Genomic DNA, 24,151 nt, shown 5'->3' with positions numbered 1-24,151 from the left:
TGCTTTAGTAAAAAGAATAATCAGGCTGATAATATCAGCCTGATTCTCTATAGGTTTGTGACCTTTAATTAATCTAACGGTTAGGTTCTATTTAATTACTTTAATAACAACAGATTGAAATTCATTAGCGACCTTCAGAAGATATACACCATTGGTAAGATTGTTTGCTAGAAATACAAACTGCTCTGTATCACTAGGTTGTTCTATTGATTGGGTCAATACTTGAAGTCCACTAATATTCGTTAGAGAGATGGTAAGCGGTAAACCTTTTGTACCTTTAATTAATACTTCACCTCTATCACCTACAATAGGATTTCCTAACATAATCGCTTCTAAACCAGAAGAGGACTCTTCTTTGTCTGCTGAAATTCTACCACTTGTAATTACCGATGGTTCTGTGCCATAAATCAATTGACCTTGGTAATATACCGTCACTTTATCATTCAAGGCCATTGTGATATTGGTATTGTATGAATAATCATCTGCCTGATTAAAGTTCGACCAATCTGTCTTGCCTATTCTATACTGAATATTTCCTGTACTGCTTGATGGATAGAAAGTGCCAACACTTGCTTTTACACCTAATTGCAAATAAGTATTCGCACCTGTTTGAACAGGGTTTAATGTTACAAATCCCGATTCAATATTAGCATTTCCTAATACCGCATAGTCTAAGTAATAATTCAGGCTTGATGTACCCTCTTTTGTAAACCAATACCTTACTTTTACGTCTCCATAAGCTACTGGCACATTTCCTTCATTGTTAATTTTCAGGTAAGTACTAATGGTGTTAGTGGTAGCACTAGCTTTCGTTTCAGTATATACCTTTAAATTAACGACAGATGGCACAACAACAGGTTCAACACCCCAGACTTGCACGCCATTACGATACATCGTAATATGTTCGTTATAAGTATAAACGCTTGAGTTAGCATAAGAATAATCATCACCTTCAGCAAGGTTGCTCCAATTAGTATTTGCAAATCTTGATTGTATTTGTCCAGAATTACCCCCAGCAACTAAGTTCCCAGCGTTAGCCTCAAAACCATATTCTATGTATCCGAAAGCACCATTTCTTGGGTTTGGCAAGGCGATATACTTCATTTTTACATTACTGTTTCCAAGTTGTGCATAATCAATCCAAGTACTTATTCCAGCATAGTTTTCAGGAGTTACCCAGTAGCGAAGTGTCAGTTCATTATAAGGAACAGTGTTAGCACCTTCATTATAAATAATCAAGTTAGGCTTAATTTGATTATTCGTCAGATTATTATCCCCATCTTGATATTTTACTTTCAGCGTTGAGATAACCGTTAACGTCTGACTGACATCAGCAGCAGGATTATAAGTCTGATTACCATTTTGTGAAGCAGTAATCGTACTTGTTCCCGCACCTACTAAATGAACTTTACCATTAACAATAGTAGCTACAGCAGGGTTTGAACTCGTATAAGAAATGCTCAAATTGGAACTAGCCACAGCCCCTGTTTCAAAATCAGCTTCTCCTAAAATCTTATTAGGAATACTAGCGAAAGTAATACTTTGAGCTCTTTTTAAAACCGTTAGCTCTTTTGTTAATGCTATTGCAGACGAATACATTGAGTTACCATCTTGTGATGCTGTAATAGTAGTAGTACCTGCCCCTACTATATGTATTTTGCCATTTACAATGGTAGCAACAGCAGGATTTGAGCTGGTATAAACAACTATTAAATTTGAGCTAGCAGTAGCATTTGCATCAAAGTCGTCATCGCCAACATATTTATCTGATAAAGCACCGAAAGTAATACTTTGTGTAATCTTTGAAACAGTTAAAACTTGTGTGACCTCTGTAGCAGCATTGTAAATAGTATTGCCAGCCTGCGAAGCCATAATAATTGTTGAACCCGCACCAATGATGTGTATTTTACCATTCACAATCGTCGCTACATTTTCATTAGTACTTGCGTAAGCCACAGGTAAATTAGAACTAGCCGTAGCACCTGCATCAAAATCAGCATCACCAATGGTTTTAGTACTTATTTGATTAAAAGTAATCGACTGATTCTTTTTCACAACCGTCAATACTTGTGTTTGATTAGTTGCTGCTGTATAATCGGCATTGCCAGTTTGCGAAGCCGTAATCGTAGTGGTGCCAATTCCAATAAGATGTACTTTTCCATCAACAATACTTGCTACTGAATTGTCTGAACTACTGTAGGTAATAGGAAGTCCAGAAGTAATTGTTGCAGGAGAAAAATCAGCATCACCAATTGTTTTTTGTGCAAGTGCATTCATCGTAATTGTCTGACTTGATTTAGCACTCTCTACAATTTCAGTAGCACTTAGGGCTCTGCTGTAAATCTTGAAATCATCGATTGACCCTTTAAACATGGGGTCTCCAGAGAATTGAGATTTTCCTAAGAGGTTATTGTCTGTATTACCCATCATAGAAGGCTTAATGGTAACAGCCGTATTGGTAGCAACTAAAGCCCCATTGATATACATTCGACAAGTATTACCTGATTGGGTAATAGCAAAGTGAGTCCAAGTATTTAGCGGTAGAGTATAGGTAGCACTTACAACCTGTTCAGACCCTCCATTTCTAATAGCATAGCGCATAAGATTAGTACCTGCTTGAATGGTTAGAAACATATATTTCGTAGGGCTTGCTGCACTGACACCAAAATCAAATGCTCGCATCCAAGTTGTTTTGACGTCCATTCTTATCCATGTTGAAATGGTGAAATCATTTAAGGCACTGACAACCCCAGTTGGTAAAGTAGCATAAGCATTGCTTGTTCCGTCCAGTTTAAGAGAGCTTCCATATTTCCCTGTGCTTCTGGTTGCTGTCGAAGCTAATGTTCCATGAGTTCCCCCCCAGCTATCGATGCTTCGTGTGCCACTTGTTTCATCAAATTTTAGATAACTAACTTGACCGACATTAGGCGTTGCTACAACCTCTGTACTAGATGAGTTTTCGCCTATATTATCAACAGAAGAAACAACATAATAATAGATAGTTCCATTACTAATATTGGCATCAGTAAATATTGTACCACTTGCGTTGCCAATAGTAGTATAAGGCCCCCCTGAAGTAGTTGAACGTTTGATGATATAACTAAAATTCTGAATAGGATCCCATTCTATAATATTTTTACCATCGCCAGAAGCCACAATAACATTACTTACTACAATATTTTGTACAGTTAAAGAGATTGTCTGCGAACCCGTACTAGTACCATTAGTAGCAGTTAAGGTTATAGAAAACGTTCCAGATTCAGTAGGTGTTCCCGATATTATACCTGTTAAGGTGTTTAGCGTTAACCCTGCTGGCAAACCAGTAGCTGTAAAGTTAGTTAATGGTTTATTGGTAATTGTGTAGGTAAATGGCCTACCGATTAAGGTTGATAGCTGAGTATTATTGGTGATAACAACCGTTAAGGCTTTGGTTTGAGAAGTTGGCCAATAAGTACCATTCCCTAATTGTGATGCAGTAATTGTGGTTGTACCAGTAGAAAGAACTCGTACTTTACCATTTACTATGCGAGCAACTGTGGTATCTGAACTGGTGTAAGTTACTGGAAGCCCTGAAGAGGCTGTTGCACCAAGGTCAAAATCTTCGTCACCCATTACTTTCTGAGGAATCGAGTTCATCGTGATTGTTTGACTTAAGTAACTTCCTGCAATCTCAGCGGCAGTTAATGCTCTGCTATATATTTTAAATTCATCGATAGAACCTTTAAACATAGGGTCAGCCCATTGAGATTTTCCTAAGTAATTTAAGTTAGTACTATCAATAGCAAACGGTTTGATGGTAATGGCCGTGTTGGTGGCTACTAAACTACCATTAATATACATACTGCATGTGTTTCCAGATTGGGTAATGGCAAAGTGAGTCCATGTTTTAAGCGGAACAGTATAGTTGTAAGTAATGCCTTGTTCAGTTCCTCCGTTTTTAATGGCAAAGCGCACTTGCCCAGCAACACCAGTTTGAACAGACAAAAACATATACTTTGCTGTTCCTGTACCAAAGTCAAATACACGCATCCAATTGGCTAATTCATCCATTTTTACCCACGAAGACACCGTATAATCTGATAAAGACTTTACAATACCAGTAGGCAATGTGGCATAAGCATTAGCTGTTCCGTCAAGTTTAAGAGCCGTTCCACCTATTCCTTCACTACGGGTTGCAGTGGTTGTCATTGTACCGTGGTTTGCTCCCCAACTATCAATAATGCGTGTGCCATTCGATTCATTAAATTTCAGATAATTCATCTGTCCGATATTAGGTGTTGCCACTACTTCGGTGCTATTAGGATTTTCACCGACATTATCAATAGATGATACTACATAATAATAAGTACTTCCATTACTGATATTAATGTCCGTAAATTTTGTTCCATTAGTAGTTGCAATAGTAATGTACGGACCGCCCGTTGTAGTTGAACGCTTTACATTATAGGTAAAGTTTACAACAGGATTCCACTCGATGATATTCTTAGCATCACCCGATGCAACTATTACACCATCTATCACGGTACTTAATACTTTTAAGGATAAGATTTTAGTATCAGAACCAGCTTCATTTGAAGCAGTTAATGTAACAGAGAAAATCCCCTGTTCGGTTGGAGTTCCTGAAATAATACCTGTAGTAGTATTAACACTTAAACCAGCAGGTAGCCCTGTTGCATTAAAGTTGTTTGGTGATTTAATACCTGTAATAGTATAAGAATAAAGCCTTCCTAATAGACCAGTGTCAGTTAATGGACTGGTAATGGCTGTAGCCACAGTTCGGTCGTCTAATAAAACGACATCATTACCTGTACCTCCTTTATAAGTAATACGGAAATTGTATCCACCGATGTTTACCAAAGACATCTCTGGTAAATTCTTAAATATTCCGTTAATCGGAGAAGCTCCAGTATTATCAATAATTGTAAAGGCAGTTCCAACGGGTAAAGTTCCTGACAGGCTGATTGCAGCTAAAGTAGGATTATTAAGAAGATTTACGCTAGTAGCTTTAATTATATCTCCGACAGCCGTTCCTAAGTTGATTTCAGGCGTATAGGTTGCATCTGCTTTTAGGGTAAGAGCACCAATGCTCAGGGTTCCGACAGCTAAAAAGCCAGGTTCAAGAATAGCTCCTGCACCGTTCCCAGTTCCGAGAGTAGCTGAAGCCTGCGTAAGTCCCCAACCTCCTAAAGCTCCTTCTTCTATAATGATAGGACTGACAAAAACGCCACTGGTTCCACTATTATTGATCAATAACTTCCCTTTTTTTACAGTAGTTGTTCCTCCGTAAGCTTGATTCCCCCACATTTCTAAAGTACCTGTACCTACTTTTTCAACAGTCATATTACTTCCATTAGCGTTGATTGTACCGCCATAGCTAGAGTAGGTATTAAGCGCACCGATGCTGATAACGGGCGAACCGCCTGCATTGACACGGATGTAACCACGACCATTGAGCGCTCCAAAATGAATAGTACCACTTGAAAAGTTAATTCCTTGACAATCAATCCCATTGGCATCCAGTAGCCAATTGGCTTTTGCACTACCAGACTCTGGAGTTGAGAAACGTATTCTCTGTTTTCCACTTCTCAATTTTGAGATAAATGTTCCTGAAAATTCGCTGTTATCTCCCCAAAGATTCAGTCCAGCATAATCGTTACCGTCATGTTCTAATGTTCCGCTACCCAACAATCTTCCACGAAGTGTGATAGAATTAACATCTTCATACATATAACTTCTTCTTTCTGGTAGTACTTCTATATCATTATATAAATTGAGGTCTCCACCAGCAGTTGCTTGCAATGCACCTCCATTCATGATAATCTTACCCGTACCTAAAGGACCAGCAGTAGGATTACTAGGAGTACCCGTTCCTATGCCTGATGCCGCTAAAATACCACTTATAAGCGTCGTATTGCCAGCATAAACATTATTGCTTCCTCTAACATATAGGATGCCTGAACCAGATTTCATTAAAGAACCAGTACCGCTTATGGTTCCTTCTAAAGCGGTGTTAGCTACTGAATTCACATTAAGCAAATCTGTTAGCTGTATTGGTGTAGTTAATGTTTGAGTACTTGAAGAATTATTGACAAGGTCATTTTTTAACGTTAACGCATTTCCTGCAATAGTGTAAGCATCAGCTTCAGTGTCGAATTGAATCCTTGAAACTACCAAGTCGTTTATATTGTTTGTCAGCACCGAATCGGTAGTGGCATTGAACTTTAATATGGCTGGGTTTGAAGGGAGTACATTTTCAACCCAATTAGCTGCCAAATTAAATGAAGTAGTAAGCGGTGTCGGACTCCATACAGAAGTGTTTGAACCTGGTACACCAAAAGCCTCGGCAGAATTTCCACTTTCCTGAGTAGTGCCTACAGAAGAAACTACGTAGTAATAGGGGTTGCCATTGCTGACACCTGTATCTTCGTAATTGTTCGTGCTAACCGTTGCAATTGTTGTATAAGGACCGCCACTTAAAGTACCACGTTTTATTTTGTAAGAAGTAGCTCCCAAAGCAGTATCCCAAGTAAGTGTAATGCGATTGTTTTGATTAGTCGCTACAAGGTGGGTGGGAATTGCAGGAGGAACCGACGCAAACACTTCGTTTGAAATAACACTTTCTTTATCCCCTGTGAGAGCCGTAATTACATAATAATTATTTACTTCAGGAAGAGGAGCTACATCTGTGAAGCTAGTGCCAGTAATATCTGTTTGAATCGTTGTATAAGCTCCTCCCGATGTTAACGAATGCTTCACGGAATAACTGGTAGCGTTGGCTACAGCCGCCCAACTAAGCTTAATTTGCGTTGTGTTAATAATGGATGCCGTTACCGAAGAGGGTGCAGCAGGCACTTGACTATCAATTACTTTAATCATTAGCGTTGCTGTGCCACTACCGTTGGCATTCGTTGCCGTTATGGTAACTTCGTTTAATCCTAATGCGGTAGGAGTACCAGAAATAACCCCAGTAGATGTATTAATACTTAATCCTGTTGGTAATCCAGTAACACTATAAGAAGACGGACTAGCACTAGCAGTAATATTATAACTAAAAGGCGTACCGCTGGTAGCTGTAACTGTGGTAACGCTACTAATCTCAGGAGAGCCAGTAGGGGAGCTTTGGCTGAATGCTACATTACTGAATGTGGCCGTATTGAGTGCGGATGTATTATTGGATAGAGTATAAAATCCCGCATACAAATTGTCAGGGAATCCGCTAGGAGAATACCAACAACTAAGGTTAGTCCAATTAACACCATCCTGAGAATGATATGCGAATATACGAGTTCCTACACGCTCAATTTTTAACCACCAAGGGGCTTTGGGTTGCCAATGTCTTCCCACACCACCGTTAGCTCCAAGATAAATATCCCAAAAACGAGAATCGGGTGCTAGTGATTCACGCAACATTACGCCAGAACCGCCAGTAGTGAGCGACATATTGTCAACTTTTACGACTAGCCCTGCATCTCCGCTAATTTTTTTAAAATTGAAACTAAACGCATTAGAAGTTGAAGTACCAGCAGCTTTAAACGTCCAGACTCCATTATTAAATGAAGTACTGCTTTTTAAGCCAGTATTACCAATATCTACACTAGTAAGGTTACTAATAGGCTGTACATGGTCGGCAGGATAAACTACAGGAGCTAAACTAACAGCGGTAGAAGTATCCGACGATTTTAGAAATAAGAAATCACCGCCAGCACCACCCAAGGCAGTTCTCATTCTGTCGGTATTAGGCGTAGCGATTCCCTTGCGTACATTATAAGCACTATAAATAATATTGGTCATATCGCCCGTTATGATGCCCGGTTGAACACCCCAATTAGTCCAATAACTTGCATAGCCACCAAACGGGATATAGGTCATTGTAGCTCCGTCAAAAGAATATTTATGATATAATTCGGCAATAGCCAAAACCCTATTATTCAACTCAGAAAACATATCTACCTTTTGCTTATAAGCAACTTCAGCTCCCCATACCAAGGCCGCAGCTTGCACACGCCAGTGGTCGTCACGCCCAGTATCTCCCACTTCGCCATTGGGCAACGAGTTACGCATACCACCACCAGCGTCCATCCTATATACTTCTATCGCCTGATTAAACTTAGTAACATCATTACAAAATACTGCCGCACCCAAGGCTATCTTTAGCTGAAGAGCTCCCTTGTTCTGATCTCGTAATGGATAGGGTACATAAGAAGTAGGGAATAGTACTTCAGAAAAATACTTCTCTACGTGTTCAGTATTCGCCTGAGTCCAGCCAGGAAAAGTATAGCGGAGTATTTCTGCACCTGTCGCCCAGAATTGGGCATAGTCACCAATATCTAACATAGATTCATTTCCTCCCCAAGTAGTATTGGTTACCGCCCATGCGTCAAGTATATTAGTAGCTTTGCGGGCATAGGCAGAGTCACTAGTGAACCACCACATAAACGCTAGATTATGTACAGCCACCATATCACTCTTCCATTGCTCATTATTCAGGTTCGGAGCACGGCTTACAGTTGCTTGAGGCGTGGCAGGATTATAGCTTAGTTTTGAGCGACTGTTTTCTTTAAATGAATTATAAGCTGATAGCCAAGGCTCTTTGGTTATGTTTGCCTTCAACTGATTTAAATCAGATAGGGTAAATGGAACACCGGGGTGTACAAAAGTATTTTGTGCTAGAACCTGTTGGTGAAACCCAAAGAAGATTAGCAGTAACCCCAATATAAAAATTGAGTAATTCTTTTTCATCGTTATGTTGTTTTAGAGATACATGTATTAAAAATTGGATACTTACTTTGAATGAATCGCTGTTGTTTTTTCGGCAACAGTGTGTAAATAAGCTTGTAAATATTAGAAAATCGGCAATAAATTATCTCTCTCATTCCTTATCACTTCATTGAAGAAGTAATAAGAAATGAGGTTTATGCAAACATATTGGGTAATGAAGAGTGTTTAGTCAAGCACGAGCTTACATCAATTTAATTTTTAACTAGTTTGACGTAACCTACTGTAAAATAGTTATTTGCTGTTAGGTTACCCAAGAAACCAATAGAAACCACCTGAGGAGAAGTAATCGTAAAAGTTAGGCTTTTATCGGCTGTAACATTTGGAGATGCTTTTCCTATATCTGCAGGATTGGGAAGAGCCACAGAAGCAATCGCAGTAGAGAGGTTGGCTAATGTAGGAATACCGTTTCCTCCAGAGGCAACAACAGCATATACAGAACAGTCATTCTGGATTTCAGAATAAGTATTAAATGACAAAGTATAACTTCCAGGCGATAATGGCATCATAGTAGGTTGATATATTATTCCATCTGTAATAGGAGTACTACTATAAGTTTCCCAACAAATTCTACCGCCAGCATCTGTTGTATATCCTCCGTATGGTGTTGTTCCTGGTTTATTTTTCCCTGCTGCATTGGTAACCCACGGTGCAGCGAGTGTTCCCCATCTGCCACTAACAAATGATCTACTAAAGCTTGGGCCAGCATTGCTTAAAAAATAAGGGGTAAGGTCGCCAGCACCATTAGGATTTACGATTGCTGTAGTACCCGAAACAGTTAACCCTCCCATTGTAATGGAAACAAAACCAGTCGCGAAGTTTGCAGGAGCTAATGCTGTGATTTTGTTATCAGCAATGGTTTGTATAGTTGCTGCTGTTCCATTAAAACTTACTGCTACTTTTGAAGCATCCGTGCCAAAATTAGTACCGTTAATCGTTACGATATCCACTCCAGGCAAAGCAACTGGGTTCAACGCATTACTTGAAACAACAGAAGTAATTACTGGAGGAACTAGCGTTGTAAAAGAACCTATAGAATTATTAGTATGTGTCCATACCGTAAGACTTACATTCCCAGAAATGGCATTAGATGGAACCTGAACAACAATTTTGGTGTCTTCGCAAGATACAATGTTTGTGGCTAAAATATTCCCAAAATATACCTTTACCGCATTTTTCAACGTACCAAAATCTTTACCCGTTATGGTAACATTTATTCCGGGATAACCCACTTGAGGGCTCATTCCTGTAACTGTTTGTTCGGGATATTCATATACGTTAAATTTTGCATCCTCTTCACAACTGTTAAATGCAATTATGCAAATGGCTGACAGTATTAAACTGATGCTGAGTTTATATAATAATTTCATCTCTTTAAAAATTAAGTTAACTAATTTTGTTTTATATTAAGCTTGGCAGGTCTTTATAAAACCCAACCTGCCAACTACTTAATGCTATTAATTATAGCCTGGATTCTGTTTAAGCTTAGGGTTCAAATTAATTTGTCCTTGAGGTATTGGCCACAAATAATTTTTCTTTGAAAAAACACGGTTAGTCTTGCCATCTACAACGATACATTTCAAAGGTCCTTTAGGAGTATTTACAATTTCTTCACCCCAAACAAACGTTGAAGGCTTATAAGTAGTAGCAATGGCATTGCCTGAGGCATCTCTATAAGGTGTAACATAAGAAGCATCGCCAACTACCTGAGCACAAGTTGATTGATTCAATTCGGCTTCGGCAGTACCCCAGCGTTTCAAATCGTCATAACGGAAGCCTTCACGATACAATTCTAAGGTTCTCTCTCTTCTAATTTCTTCTTTCATATTTAATCCATTAGAAGTCACCAACGAATTGGTCAAAGGGGCAACACCTGCCCTTGTTCTAATTTTATTAATAGATATATTTAAGTCAGCATCTGAAATAGAACTATTTTTTTCAAATAGTGCTTCAGCATACATCAGGTATACCTCAGCTAACCTGATAATAGGATAATTTGCTGATTCCTGATTCGCATTTCTATAAGTACCGTATTTATAGGCAATGAATTTTCTATTACTGTAACCACCCCCTCCGTTTGTTAAGTTGGCTGCCGCAGTAGGAGTTGTTCCAACATATCCTAACATTCTTAAATCTCTGTTTTTAAATTCGTCACCCACAGCATGGTATCCTTGAAACAGTGGAGATTTAGCTGGTGGTAAGCCGTCAGTACATAAAAACATATCCATCATTTTTCTGCTGTTTCCTGCATTTCCTGAAGTAAGGGATAAATTCTGGTTTCCAGTTTTTAATGTCACGTCATATACACCATAAAGAATAAATTCATTATTACTGGCTTTTGTTAATCCTCCAGGGTTGCTCCCCGCATCTTCAAGGTTGAATAAATAGTAGTAACTTTCGTTAAGCATTCCAGTTGTCGTATTATAATTCCACAAAGCATATCCACCATTATCGATTATTTCCTTGCATTGACTTGCGGCATCCGTCAGGAAGGCATCAATTTGATTTGACGTAGGGCCAGTTGAACCATCAAAATCTGTAGATGTTCCATTATATTTTCTCCAAGTAGCCTCGTACAATTCTACTTCAGCTTTTAAAGCTTTGGCTGCCCACTTGCTGATTCTTCCTTTATCCGCCGTTGCGATGGCTGATTCAAGAGGTAGATTAGCAATAGCTTTATCTAAATCGGATAAAATTTGAGTAACAACCTCATATCTACTATTGCGAGGAGCATACAGTTCTGGTGACGTAACAACTAAGGCGTCATTAATAATAGGCACACCACCAAAAAATTTTAATAATGAAAAATAAGCATTGGCTCTAAAGAAATATGCTTCAGAAATGTATTGTGCTATTTCATTTTTATTACCGGGATAGGCAGCTTCTTTTGATAGCAAAATATTCGTTTTACGTATCCAACTGTATGGATTATTCCAACGAACATCACCATCTACTACAGCGATAGTACCACGACCAACATCTCCTTGAAAGTTGAAATAAACAGATAAATCTGATGAAAAATCCATGTTATTATAAATGGTATTACCACCATACGGCGATCTCCAGCCCATCAATTGACTGTATAAATCGGCAGTATATGCTTTAAAATCAGAAGCTCTGACAAAATAAGATGCATCAGTAAAAGCATCTTGAGGTTTTAAATTCAAGAAATCGTTCTGACATGAAAAAAGGCCTAATGTTAATCCTCCTATCAATGTCATATATATTAACTTTTTCATATTATGTTTTTTATTGTTTATAAATTTCTTATAAGCTTATGTTGAGACCGAAAGACAATGTTCTATAAAAAGGATATCCTGAGTTCTGAGAAGTCTCTCCCATTTCTGGGTCATAACCATCTTTTATTTTTGTTGCTTCCCACAAATCATTGCCTGAGAAATATATTCTAACCCTGTCTAATTTAGCTCTATCTGTAATACTCTTTGGAATAGTATATCCAATGGTTAATGCTTTCAAACGAACATAAGCATTGTTTTGCAACATAAAATCATTGGAAGCGTAGTTCCAGCCTGCTCTAGCTACATTGGTCGTCAAACGTGGGAATTCGGCATTAGGGTTTGCTTCTGTCCATGTTTTCCCTAAGAAATTGGTAGGCTGATTAGTAGAAAGTACAGCAAATGGAAATGCTAAATAACCCGAACGCATAATTTTTTGTTGAGCAACTCCTTGGAAAAAAGCTTGAAAATCAAACCCTTTATAAGACATTCCTAGATTCATTCCGTATATATAATGAGGGTTGGCATCACCCATATACTTAAGGTCGCTAGTTTTGCTACCATTGCCTGTAATAATGCCGTCGCCATTCAAATCAAGTCTTCTAGTATCACCAGGGCGTAATTCAGCAACAGTTCCTTTTACTACTCTAGTCATCTCTTGTTGTCCAGCAGCATTTGCAGCATAATAAGCATCAATTTCTTCCTGACTTTTAAAATAGCCATCAGTTTGAAACAAGAACCAAGAGTTTAATGGATATCCATTTACATTATTTTTACCTGCGCCATAAGTATCAGCACCTTGTCTGTTTACGAGTTTATTACGAGTATCACCTATATTAAAAGAAACGTTATAAGAGAAATCTTTTTTGCGGTCTTTCCAAGTAATTGTTGTTTCCCAACCAGCTGCATTAAAGTCTCCACTATTACTACTTGGAGCGCTAGCACCCAATACAGCGGGATAGATAACAGGCGTTAACATTCCTTTGTTGTCTTTAATAAAATAATCATAAGTGAACGATAATTTGTTATCAAAGAAATTAAGGTCTAAACCTATATCTTTATGAAATACTCTTTCCCATTCTCTATTTAAATTTACTAATCCACCACCTGTCAAAGATGAACTTGTTTGATTGGCAGGAGTCTGCCCAAATACTGTTGTTCCTAAGCTAATGGTTGATATAAAATCATAATTACCAATGCCAGCAAAATTTCCACCTACACCTGAAGTAAACCTAAGTTTACCGAAACTCAATACTAAATTATCCTTCAAGAAGTTCTCTTTACTAAATGCCCATCCTAATTCAAGCGTACCAAAATCTTTGAATTTATATCCAGGGGCAAAGTTTGACGCACCATCATGGCGACCAATAACCTTAACAAGATATTTTCCGTCATAATCATAATTAAATGTGGCTAAATAAGAGTAATTTCCAAACTGATATTTTCCGCCACCATTGAATGATGTAGTAGGGTCGGCAGTATTTAAATCGTACACTCCTAAATCAGTAAAAAAAGCACGTGTTCCAGATAATGTTTGAATTTGTGTTTTCTCAGCATTAATACCTGCAACCGCCGAAACATGGTGTATACTCCCAAAAGTTGCATTATATCTTAGCATAGCCGAATAATACTGATAAAAAGAGGTATAATCTCTTGATGAGTATCCCGGATTGGAAGCACTTTGAACGGTACTAGAAAGGTTTTCGACAGATTTATTCCCATACCAATCATACAATTGAACAGGAATAACATAGCGTTCTTGGTTAAAGTCTTCTTTCTGGAAAGAAGCTAGTCCTTCTAAATCCAATCCTTTGAAGATATTGAGCGTAGCTTTAAAATCAAGTCTGCTGGTCAAAGATTTCCTATTGTCTCTTCCTCCATCTGAGGTTGCGGCAGCAGAGTTTCTGTTCCCTATAATTCCAAAATTGGCGTTCCATTGCCCATAAGGGTTTTTGGCAGGAAAGAAAGGCATATCCTGAGCGTACAAGGATGCGTCGAGTCCTACAGAAGGAGCTTGAGTAACAGCATTTATAAAACTTATGCCCGTTTCAAACTTTAATCTTTCTGATAATTTATAATCATAGTTAAAACGTGCATTATACTGTTTCTGACCATCATAAGCCGTTGCTAAATTCCCTTTGTTATCAGCAAATGCAAGTGAAACACGATAACCAGAAATATCTGTTCTATTAGAAATACTTAAATTATGTTGGTATGAAAATCGTCGTGCAAACATTTCATCAATACGATTCCCCTTTCCTATAAATATGTCTCCGTAAAATGCTGTTGGATAAATACCCTCAACACCAGCGGCCATTTTTTCCATGTTTTCTTTAGTACTCCAAGCCCACCAGTTAGGTGTTTTCTCTTCTGCATTGGCTGCTAGCCATATCGTCGCATATTGCTGTGATGATGCCGAATAATTCGTAATACCATTCTGTGTAAAACGTAAATTACTGCTATAATCCACTTTTACCTTACCTTTACCTTTTTTAGTGGTTACTAAAATAACCCCATTTGCTGCTCTAGATCCATAAACAGCTGCCGAAGCATCTTTTAATATACTAATATTATCAATATCATCTGGATTCATGTTCTGAAATGAAAAGTAATTAACGGCTGGTACACCATCAATAACTATCAAAGGAGAACCCCCATTGATAGAAGACGCCCCCCGTATTTGAAAAGCAAGCCCTTCATTACCCGGTCTTGGTGAGCTTCTGGTTACTACTAATCCTGGGGTTTGTCCTTGTAGAGCCAACCCAACATTTGTGATTGCTCTGTCTTCAAAAACCTTACTGGAAATTTGCTCTACCGCTCCTGTTAAATTAGCTTTTTTCTGAGTACCATAACCTACTACCACTACTTCGTCAAGGGCTTTGATATCTGCAATTAAGCTAACGTTAATCACTGTACGTTTGTTTACAGCAACTTCTTGAGGGGCATACCCAATAAAAGAAAATATTAAAGTAGCGTTACCATCAGGAAGGTTAATGCTAAAATTGCCTTTTGAGTCTGTAACTCCTCCTTTGATACTTCCTTTAATAGAAATACTCACACCCGAAATTCCTTCACCTTTTTCTGAATCCACTACTCTTCCCGTAACAGTATGGTCTGCAAATAATGCAATAATCTTGGAAGCATCAGGCTTTTTGCTAGCTTCCAATGCATATACATTGTTGGTTATTAAAAGAATAACAGCCAGAGGAATTTGATAAAAACCCGCTCTAATGGCCGTTAAAAATGGTTTGTTAATTTGTAACATGTTTTTCATACTTTTTTGTTTAATTTTTTGGCAAAAACCTTCCCTGCATCCTTTTTTAGGATGTTTTCCAATACTGGTAAGGGGAAATCATAAATTATTCAGCGAACTAGTCGCTTGTTTTTCATGGTATTATTTTTCTTTTTTCATGCTCAACATGGTTAGCTATTTAATACAAACATTATTTATTATTTAAACGATTAAGCAACTTTATAAAACATTAAACACCTAAGTATATTTATCATTAGACTCCAAATAGTTATTTTAAATGTATAGAAAGTACAATAAACCTTTTGTAACCTTTGAAAAAGGGATATTTTTTATAAAATATTGAAATAAATAGATAATAGTCTGTAAGTCAGAAGATTATATCTATTTAATTTTTTATAAAAAAACAATTTTTTCTATTGTGCTGGTTAAACAAGTAAGCAAATACATTGATTAGGTAAGATTCGATGGGATAGGGGAAGAAGTAAATACAAAATAGTAGGCATTGATTAGGTTACAAAACACATTATATCAGTCTATGATAGAAATGTTCAATCTTTGAATTCCTAATTCTGTCTTATAGACGATTGACTCATTTTGGGATATTAAATTATCCAACAAAGCTATAAATTATCATGAATAGGGGCATTTTTTAAATGCTCCTATCATTTTTCAGGCATCTCATAAATTTCCAGCAATACGTATTTTCCTACTTCTGTGAATTTCTAATAAACACAATCATGACGTTTAAATAGTTGTCAATATTTAATTTGAACCGATTACATATTTATAATAAGTAGTCGCGAGCCTATTTTTCCTTTTTTTAATATCATTCTACTATTTAAGGTGATATAATGCTAAATGTAACTTCAATAATAACAATTTATTCTTTAAAATTTCATGCAATCGGTTGCAAGAATTTTTTTATTTGTATATTTGCTATGAATAAACCTGATTTGGGAATTTAATTTGTTGGATAACAAGCCACAATTTTTCAGCCTATAAGCATCAGCAGGAGGTACTTATACAGACCAGTATATGTGAAACATATTTGCTTAGAGCAGAAGCTAATCTTGGCTTAGGCAATCAGTATGCTTACTTTAATGCGTATGGGTAAACTATATGAAAGAGTAACCAAATATAATACGTTTTATGGCGTAAATATGAATCCTAATTTCAATCTTTGGGCCATTCCACAAAGCGAAATAGAAAGAAATAGAAGTGCCGTACTTGAACAAAAACCAGGGTATAATTAATTTTTATGGAAGATTGATTGTCAATAATTTATTGATAATTTGACAAAATAGGTTAGGGAGAGATGAACACTTCTCTCCCTAACCTATTTGATTGCATTCAAAATTTATACTTTGAATAATAACAATAAAATAGCTTATCAGCGTATATTTAAACCTACTAAAATAGAAGCCCGTCCATCTTAATTGATTGATTTTGGGAATATCTAACAAAGATTGATAAACATAGAATCCATGCAATTTTACAACTGTATAATGCCTGCTCGGCGAGTATCATATATTCATCTATCGATGACAACGGTATACATATTCATCTTGATGAATATTGCTATTTTAAAGTCTTTTGCCAATACTACACAGAGCGTTCGTCAAGAAGCTCCTAGCCGTGAGCGAATAAATATTAATAACGACTGGCGTTTTATGCGCTATACCTCAAATCCTGATAAACTTGTTTATGATCTTCGCCCTGAGGTGACAGACCGTAATGATAATATCGTAGCAGATGCTAAACCAACCGAATCGCAAAGTGTAAAAGCCTCAGACGATGTCTTAAAAAAGTGGATTTTGCCCACTGGAAATGCGTTTATCAAAGACCCAAGTAAACATCATAAAAGACCTGATGGTAATCCTGGTAAGGATTTTCCTTTTGTACAAACAACCTTTGATGATAAGCAATGGGAAAAAATTGATGTACCTCACGACTGGGCTATCAAGGGTCCTTTTTATACAGAAGACAATGCAATAGTCGGCGGTGGAATGGGGCGACTACCTGTGCAAGGAGTAGCATGGTATCGTAAAAAAATTAATATTCCTGTAACAGATAAAGGTAAAATGATATACCTAGATATCGATGGGGCAATGTCATACGCTATGGTTTGGCTTAATGGAAATTTGGTGGGTGGTTGGCCTTATGGGTATAATTCTTTCCGACTAGATTTAACACCTTATATAAAAACGGGGCAAGATAATCAGATAGCGATACGATTAGATAATCCTACCAATTCTGCCCGTTGGTATCCAGGAGGGGGCATTTATCGGAATATATGGCTAACCAAGGTAAAGCCAGTTCATGTAGCGCAATGGGGTACTTTTGTTACCACCAAAGATGTTTCTGTAGCATCCGCTACGGTAAATATGGTAGTACAAATTGATAATCAATTAAAATCCACTCAGCGTGTCGAGGTGGTTACAGATATATATGTGCTAGATAGTACGCTCAAAAGACTTCCTGCTAAAATTGCAACATTTACTAAATCTGTCGCACAAGTAGGGGCTGAAAGTAATCAGAAAATAGAAGGCTCAGTCACCATACAAAAACCTAGACTTTGGGGGCCAGTACCTGCTCAAAAACCCAATTTATACATCGCTATTACTCGTTTATATACGAATGGAAAAGTTATTGATGAATATCAAACGCAGTTTGGTATACGCTCTCTGAATTTTGACCCTATTAAAGGTCTGTTAGTGAATAATATTCCAGTGCGCATACAGGGTGTAAATCAACACCATGATTTAGGGGCTTTGGGTGCTGCCTTCAATACTAGAGCCGCAGAAAGGCAACTCGAAATTTTGCGAGAACTCGGATGTAATGCTATTCGTTTATCCCATAATCCGCCCGCTGTTGAGTTGTTAGATTTGACAGACAGCATGGGTTTCTTGGTTATTGACGAAATATTTGATGGATGGGAACGCAAAAAAACGCCCTTGGATTTCCACTTGATTTTTCCAGATTGGTTTGAACCAGATACAAGAGCTTTTATCAGAAGAGATAAAAATCACCCTTCTATCATTGCTTGGAGTGTAGGCAACGAAGTAGGAGAGCAGTATACGGGAGAAGAGGGTGCTAAAATTGGTAAAAAATTATATGATATAGCAAAGGATGAAGATTTTTCAAGACCCATTACGGCGTCAATGAATTATGCGAAACCAGATATGCCATTCCCTAAAGAAATGGACATACTTAGTCTGAACTATCAAGGAGAAGGCATCCGTGATGGCTTGGCCTATCAACACCTGAAAGGAATTAGAACCTCACCGCTTTATCCAGCCTTTCAAAAACAATTTCCTAATAAGTTAATTGTTAGTAGTGAGACTTCCTCTGCCCTTAGCACCCGAGGAACTTATCTGTTTCCTGTATTCGAAGGTAACAGTGCTCCCGTGAGTGAAGGAGTAGGGGGGAATGGGAAATTACAGCAAGTAAGTGCTTATGAACTTTATACCGCAGCATTTGGGGCATCGCCCGATAAGGTGTTCTCTTCACAAGACCAACACCCCTATGTAGCAGGTGAATTTGTATGGTCGGGTTGGGATTATATCGGAGAGCCAACGCCCTATTATTCTGCCAGAAGCTCTTATTCAGGTATTATAGATTTGGCAGGTTTCAAGAAAGACCGTTTTTATCTGTATCAATCGCGTTGGCGACCAGATTACAAAATGGCGCATATCTTACCCCATTGGAACTGGCCGAATAGGATAGGACAAATTACGCCTGTGCATGTATTTTCTGCGGCTGATGAAGCAGAATTGTTTTTAAACAATCAATCATTAGGTAGAAAAAAGAAAGGAACATTGGAATATCGTTTCCGCTGGGATAGTGTTGCATATCAACCTGGTGAACTTCGTGTAGTAACTTATAAAAAAGGGCAATTGTGGGCAACCGATACAGTAAAAACCACAGGAAAGGCATCAAAACTAGCACTTGTGGCAGATAGGAATATCATAAAGGCGGACGGAAAAGACCTTTCATTTATAACCCTTCGTGTATTAGATGAGAACGGTTTGCCTATCCCTAATGCTGATAATCTGGTTGAGTTTGAAGTTGCTGGCTCAGGCGAGTTAGTGGCTACAGACAACGGAGACCCAGCTGATTTAGTTTCGTTTAATTCCCCAAAGCGGAAAGTATTCAGCGGTTTAGCATTAGTGATTGTCCGAGCAAAACCAAATCAATCGGGTGAAATGATTATTACTGCTAAATCAGAAGGATTAACCAGTGCACAAATAATCATAAAAATGCCGTAATTATCTGAATGTATTACTATTAATTACAAATCAATCTCTATTTAATTATTTCAAAAAGATAAATGAAAATAAAATTATTCATTGCCTTATTTTTCCTTGTTTCCATATCAGGACTATCTCAAAGTATTACTGTTGACAAATCTTCTTTTGCTATTTCTACATCAGCCATCTATGTTGATAATGCTGAAGTAGCGCTTGTAAAAAAATCAGCAGAACTTTTGCAACAAGACATCGCATTAGTAATAGGCAAAAAAATCCCTATTATTAATGCAGTCGATAAAACGCATAAAAATGTCATTGTAATCGGTACGATACATCAATCATCTTTTATCAAGGAACTGATTTTACAAAAGAAAATAGACGCCAATGCCCTTAAAAATCAATGGGAAGCGTCACTAATACAGTCAGTCAATCATCCAGCATTAGGGACCAATATGCTTGTTATTGCAGGAAACGACCGTCGTGGAGTGGCTTATGGCGTATTTGAACTTTCTAAACAGATAGGCGTTTCGCCTTGGTATTGGTGGGCAGACGTATCTGTCAAAAAACAAAAAGATGTTTATATCAAAACAGGTATCAGGATTATTGATGCTCCAAAGGTAAAATACAGAGGTATTTTTATCAACGACGAAGCTCCTGCTTTATCAAGCTGGACTAAAGAAAAATTTGGAGGCTTTAATCATGCATTTTATGAAAAAGTATTTGAATTGTTGCTTCGTTCAAAAGCAAACTACTTATGGCCAGCCATGTGGGGCAATGCCTTTTATGCCGATGATTCACTGAATATAAAAATGGCGGATCAATATGGGATTGTTATTGGTACTTCACATCATGAACCATTGATGCGTGCGCATGACGAATGGCGAAGAGTTGGAAAAGGAGCTTGGAACTACGAAACCAACAAAGATAAGCTACAGCAGTTTTGGCGAGAAGGAATACAAAGGGCATCAAATGAGAAAATAGTAAGCATTGGTATGAGGGGTGATGGCGATGAACCAATGTCTCGAGAAACTGCTACAGCCCTGTTGGAACGAATAGTGAAAGACCAAAGGAATATCATTAGCGAAGAAACTGGCAAGCCCGCTAGCGAAACCCCACAACTATGGGCATTATACAAAGAAGTTCAAGAGTATTATGAAAAAGGCATGAGCGTCCCAGACGACGTAACCCTTTTACTTTGTGATGATAACTGGGGTAATATACGTAGACTACCAAAATTAGAAGATAAACCTAGAAAAGGAGGCTATGGTATTTATTATCATTTTGATTATGTAGGTGGTCCTAGAAATTATAAATGGTTGAATACTAACCCACTTCCACGTATTTGGGAACAGATGCACTTAGCTTGGGAACATAACGTAAAGGATATATGGATTGTAAATGTGGGAGATATAAAACCAATGGAATTTCCGATTTCGTTCTTTTTAAATTATGCGTGGAATCCAGAAAAGATTAATGCGAACGACCTACAAAAGTATAGTTCAACATGGGCTGAAGCGCAATTTGGAAAAAAACAAGCGCAAGAAATTGCCTATTTAATGAATCAATATGCCAAGTATAACAGCAGAAGAAAGCCAGAGCTACTTGATGCTGATACGTATAGTCTGAATAATAATGAGTGGAAAAAGATTGTAACGGAATATAATGACTTGCTAAAAAAGGCTGAAACCATCAACAAACAATTACCTTCTGAATATCATGATGCTTATTTTCAACTAGTATTGCACCCTATAAAAGCTTGTGCCAATCTCAATGAAATGTATTATAATGTGGCATTGAACAAAAGAGCAGCTAGTAATAAATGGAAAGTAGCTAATATTTATGCCGATAAAGTAAAGCAACTGTATGCAAATGATTCATTAATTACGCTCGCATACCACCAATTGAATAACGGCAAGTGGAACCACATGATGAGCCAGACGCACATTGGATATACTTACTGGCAACAACCAGTTAAACAGAAAATACCAACAGTGAAGTATGTATTAGCGGATTCAGTGGCAGAACAAAAGGACTTGGGGGTTAAAACCGTAAAAAAAGCCCAGATTCCTACAGGACTAAAAGGCAATATTTTTTACCAAGATGAGCAAAGAGGGGTGTCTATTGATGCTAATCATTATTCAAAAACAATCAATACAAATGGCATAAAATGGACGATTCTTCCTGACCACGGCAGAACAGGGTCGGCTATTACTGCTTTCCCAGTAGTTGGGAAAGAACAACAGCCAGAAGGCAATGCCCCTCGTTTGGAATACGAAATCTATACTTATAGCAAGGGAGATTTTGCGATAGATGCCTATTTTTCTCCTAGTCTAAATTTTAATGGAGATGAGAATGGGTTACAATACGCAGTTTCTGTAGATGACGAGGTTCCTCAAATCATTAGTTTAAACAAAGAAGATAAAACAAGTGATAAGGGAATATGGAATAAATGGGTATCAGAAAATATTATTATTAAAACCAGTAAGCATAATATCGCTAGTGCAGGAAAGCATACCTTGAAATTCTGGTTGGTAACGCCAGGAGTAGTATTACAAAAGTTAGTGGCTGATTTTGGAGGTATAGCACAAAGTTACCTTGGCCCTGAAGAAACATTAAATAATAACACTAAAAAATAACCTACGGATTCTCTGATTTAAAAGTTTGAGAACCTTTTATGCTAGACACTAGCATTGAAATTTTATTATGAAAAAAACAATTCTCTTTTGTTTAATGGCTGTGATGAGCTTGGTAGCTCAGGCACAACTCCGATTGCCGAAATTAATTAGCAACGGAATGATACTTCAACGGAATACCAACCTGAAAATATGGGGATGGGCATCTCCTAACGAGAAAATTACCGTAAAGTTTAAAAATAAGAATTACAAAGCTACCACTGATGCTAAGGGTAATTGGCAAATTGTTTTACCTGCTATGGAAGCTGGTGGGCCATTTACAATGGATATTGTGGGACAAACTCAAATCAAGTTACAAGATATTCTTATTGGGGATGTGTGGTTTTGTAGCGGACAAAGCAATATGGTTCATCAGTTGAATATCCATGATGTAACCTATGCAAAAGAGATTGCTGAAGCCAACTATCCACAAATCAGACAGTTTTGGATACCTACTCTTACTAATCTTCAAGGCGCTCAAAACGACCTTCCAGATGGTCAATGGAAATCCGCAGTGAGTGAAGATGTAAGACCCTTTTCAGGAGTTGCCTATTTTTTTGCTAAGAAAATACATGAAAAATATAAAGTGCCCGTGGGAATTATCAATGCTAGTGTAGGTGGTACACCTATAGAAGCATGGATGAGTGAAGAAGGCTTTAAAGATTTTGGGGCTATCAAAGGGATTATTGAGAAAAATAAGGATACTTCCTATGTCAACAGTTTGAACCGAAGACCAACTGTAAGCATCAATAAACCAATACAAGTAGTGGACGAAGGCCTATCAGGTTCTTCAAAATGGTATGAACCTACTTATACGCCTAAGCATTGGCGAAATATCAACATTCCTGGATATTGGGAAGACCAAGGATTAAAAGACCTTAATGGCGTAGTATGGTATAGAAGAGAAATAGATATTCCTGCTACTATGACAGGCAAGCAAGCGCAAGTATTTTTAGGCAGAATCGTAGATGCCGACGAGCTGTATATTAATGGTAAGAGGATAGGCAGTACTTCCTATCTCTATCCACAACGTAGGTATAAAGTCTCTAAAGATGTATTAAAATCAGGCAAAAATCTTTTTGTAATCCGTGTAACCAATACGGCTGGCAAAGGAGGATTTGTACCAGACAAACCATATTGTATTTTTTCAGGGTCAGATACCGTTGACCTCAAAGGTAATTGGCAATACAAGGTGGGATTAGTCTATAAACCTGCTACCGGCGGTAATTGGGGCGGTGGAATCAATGCTCAAAATCAACCAACGGCTTTGTTTAATGCCATGGTTGCGCCAACTATCAATTATGCGATTAAAGGTTTTTGTTGGTATCAAGGAGAAAGCAATGCGGGTCAGCCACAAGCATACGAAAAGTTATTGCCTGCCTTAATTCACGACTGGCGTACTAAATGGATGCAGGATTCCCTACCATTTTTGTATGTGCAACTGCCTAATTTTATGGAATATAGCTATCTACCTACAGAAAGTAGTTGGGCTTTATTAAGGGAGTCTCAGCTAAAAGCATTATCAGTTCCTAATACTGCGATGACCGTTGCCATTGACCTTGGTGAATGGAACGATATTCATCCAGATAATAAAAAAGATGTAGGCGAACGCTTGTCTCTAACAGCCATGAAATTGGGCTATCACGAAAACTTAGTTAGTTCAGGGCCTTTGTTTGAGTCTTCTGTAATAGAAGGCAATAAAATTGTTATCAGCTTTACAAATGTAGGAACGGGCTTAACAACCAATGATGGCGAACAACTGGGAGATTTTGCCATTGCAGGGGAAGATAAAAAATTCGTATGGGCAAAAGCAACAATTGAAGGAGATAAAATAATTGTGTGGAGTGATGAAGTAACGAAACCTTTGTATGTACGATACGCATGGGCTGATAATCCTGTGAATCCTAATTTATATAACAAAGAAGGTCTACCAGCCTCTCCATTCAGAACCGATAAATAATCATT

General features: G+C 37.7%; 8 protein-coding genes. 4 read left to right on the top strand and 4 right to left on the bottom strand.

The features are described from left to right. Window positions 1-87: 87 nt before the first annotated feature. The 4 genes from AC1RNE_RS21955 to AC1RNE_RS21940 form a co-directional block, all read right to left on the bottom strand. The gene (locus AC1RNE_RS21955; RefSeq protein ID WP_492804201.1) at window positions 88-8,739 is read right to left on the bottom strand and encodes a cellulose binding domain-containing protein; all 8,652 of its coding nucleotides are present in this window, start codon (window positions 8,737-8,739) and stop codon (window positions 88-90) included. Between the two features lie 230 nt (window positions 8,740-8,969). Beyond that, window positions 8,970-10,145, bottom strand: a complete 1,176-nt coding sequence (locus AC1RNE_RS21950) for a DUF5013 domain-containing protein (RefSeq protein ID WP_492804200.1) — start codon at window positions 10,143-10,145, stop codon at window positions 8,970-8,972. An 87-nt stretch (window positions 10,146-10,232) separates the two neighbouring features. Beyond that, a complete protein-coding gene (locus tag AC1RNE_RS21945) occupies window positions 10,233-12,014 on the bottom strand; it encodes a RagB/SusD family nutrient uptake outer membrane protein (protein WP_492804198.1) in 1,782 nt (593 codons plus the stop codon). Between the two features lie 28 nt (window positions 12,015-12,042). Beyond that, window positions 12,043-15,285, bottom strand: a complete 3,243-nt coding sequence (locus AC1RNE_RS21940; RefSeq protein ID WP_492804196.1) for a SusC/RagA family TonB-linked outer membrane protein — start codon at window positions 15,283-15,285, stop codon at window positions 12,043-12,045. A gap of 1,085 nt (window positions 15,286-16,370) precedes the next feature. Between AC1RNE_RS21940 and AC1RNE_RS21935 the strand changes: the two genes are divergently transcribed. The 4 genes from AC1RNE_RS21935 to AC1RNE_RS21920 all read left to right on the top strand — a co-directional run bounded on the left by AC1RNE_RS21935 (window position 16,371) and on the right by AC1RNE_RS21920 (window position 24,146). Beyond that, complete coding sequence (locus AC1RNE_RS21935; protein ID WP_492804195.1) at window positions 16,371-16,517, top strand: hypothetical protein; 147 nt, start codon at window positions 16,371-16,373, stop codon at window positions 16,515-16,517. 288 nt (window positions 16,518-16,805) lie between these two features. Further along, entirely contained in the window at window positions 16,806-19,532 is a 2,727-nt protein-coding gene (gene galB, locus AC1RNE_RS21930; protein WP_492804193.1) for a beta-galactosidase GalB, read from the top strand. 62 nt (window positions 19,533-19,594) lie between these two features. Continuing rightward, window positions 19,595-22,150: a glycosyl hydrolase 115 family protein gene (locus AC1RNE_RS21925; protein WP_492804191.1), complete on the top strand. Its 2,556-nt coding sequence runs from the start codon at window positions 19,595-19,597 to the stop codon at window positions 22,148-22,150. A 67-nt stretch (window positions 22,151-22,217) separates the two neighbouring features. Continuing rightward, window positions 22,218-24,146, top strand: coding sequence for a sialate O-acetylesterase (locus AC1RNE_RS21920; RefSeq protein WP_492804189.1), 1,929 nt, complete (start codon window positions 22,218-22,220; stop codon window positions 24,144-24,146). Window positions 24,147-24,151 lie beyond the last annotated feature (5 nt).

The sequence above is a fragment of the Arcicella sp. GW822-FHT02H01 genome, from assembly GCF_058802005.1.
The sequence above is the reverse complement of the archived record's forward strand: the minus strand, read 5'-3'. Positions and strand labels throughout refer to the sequence as shown.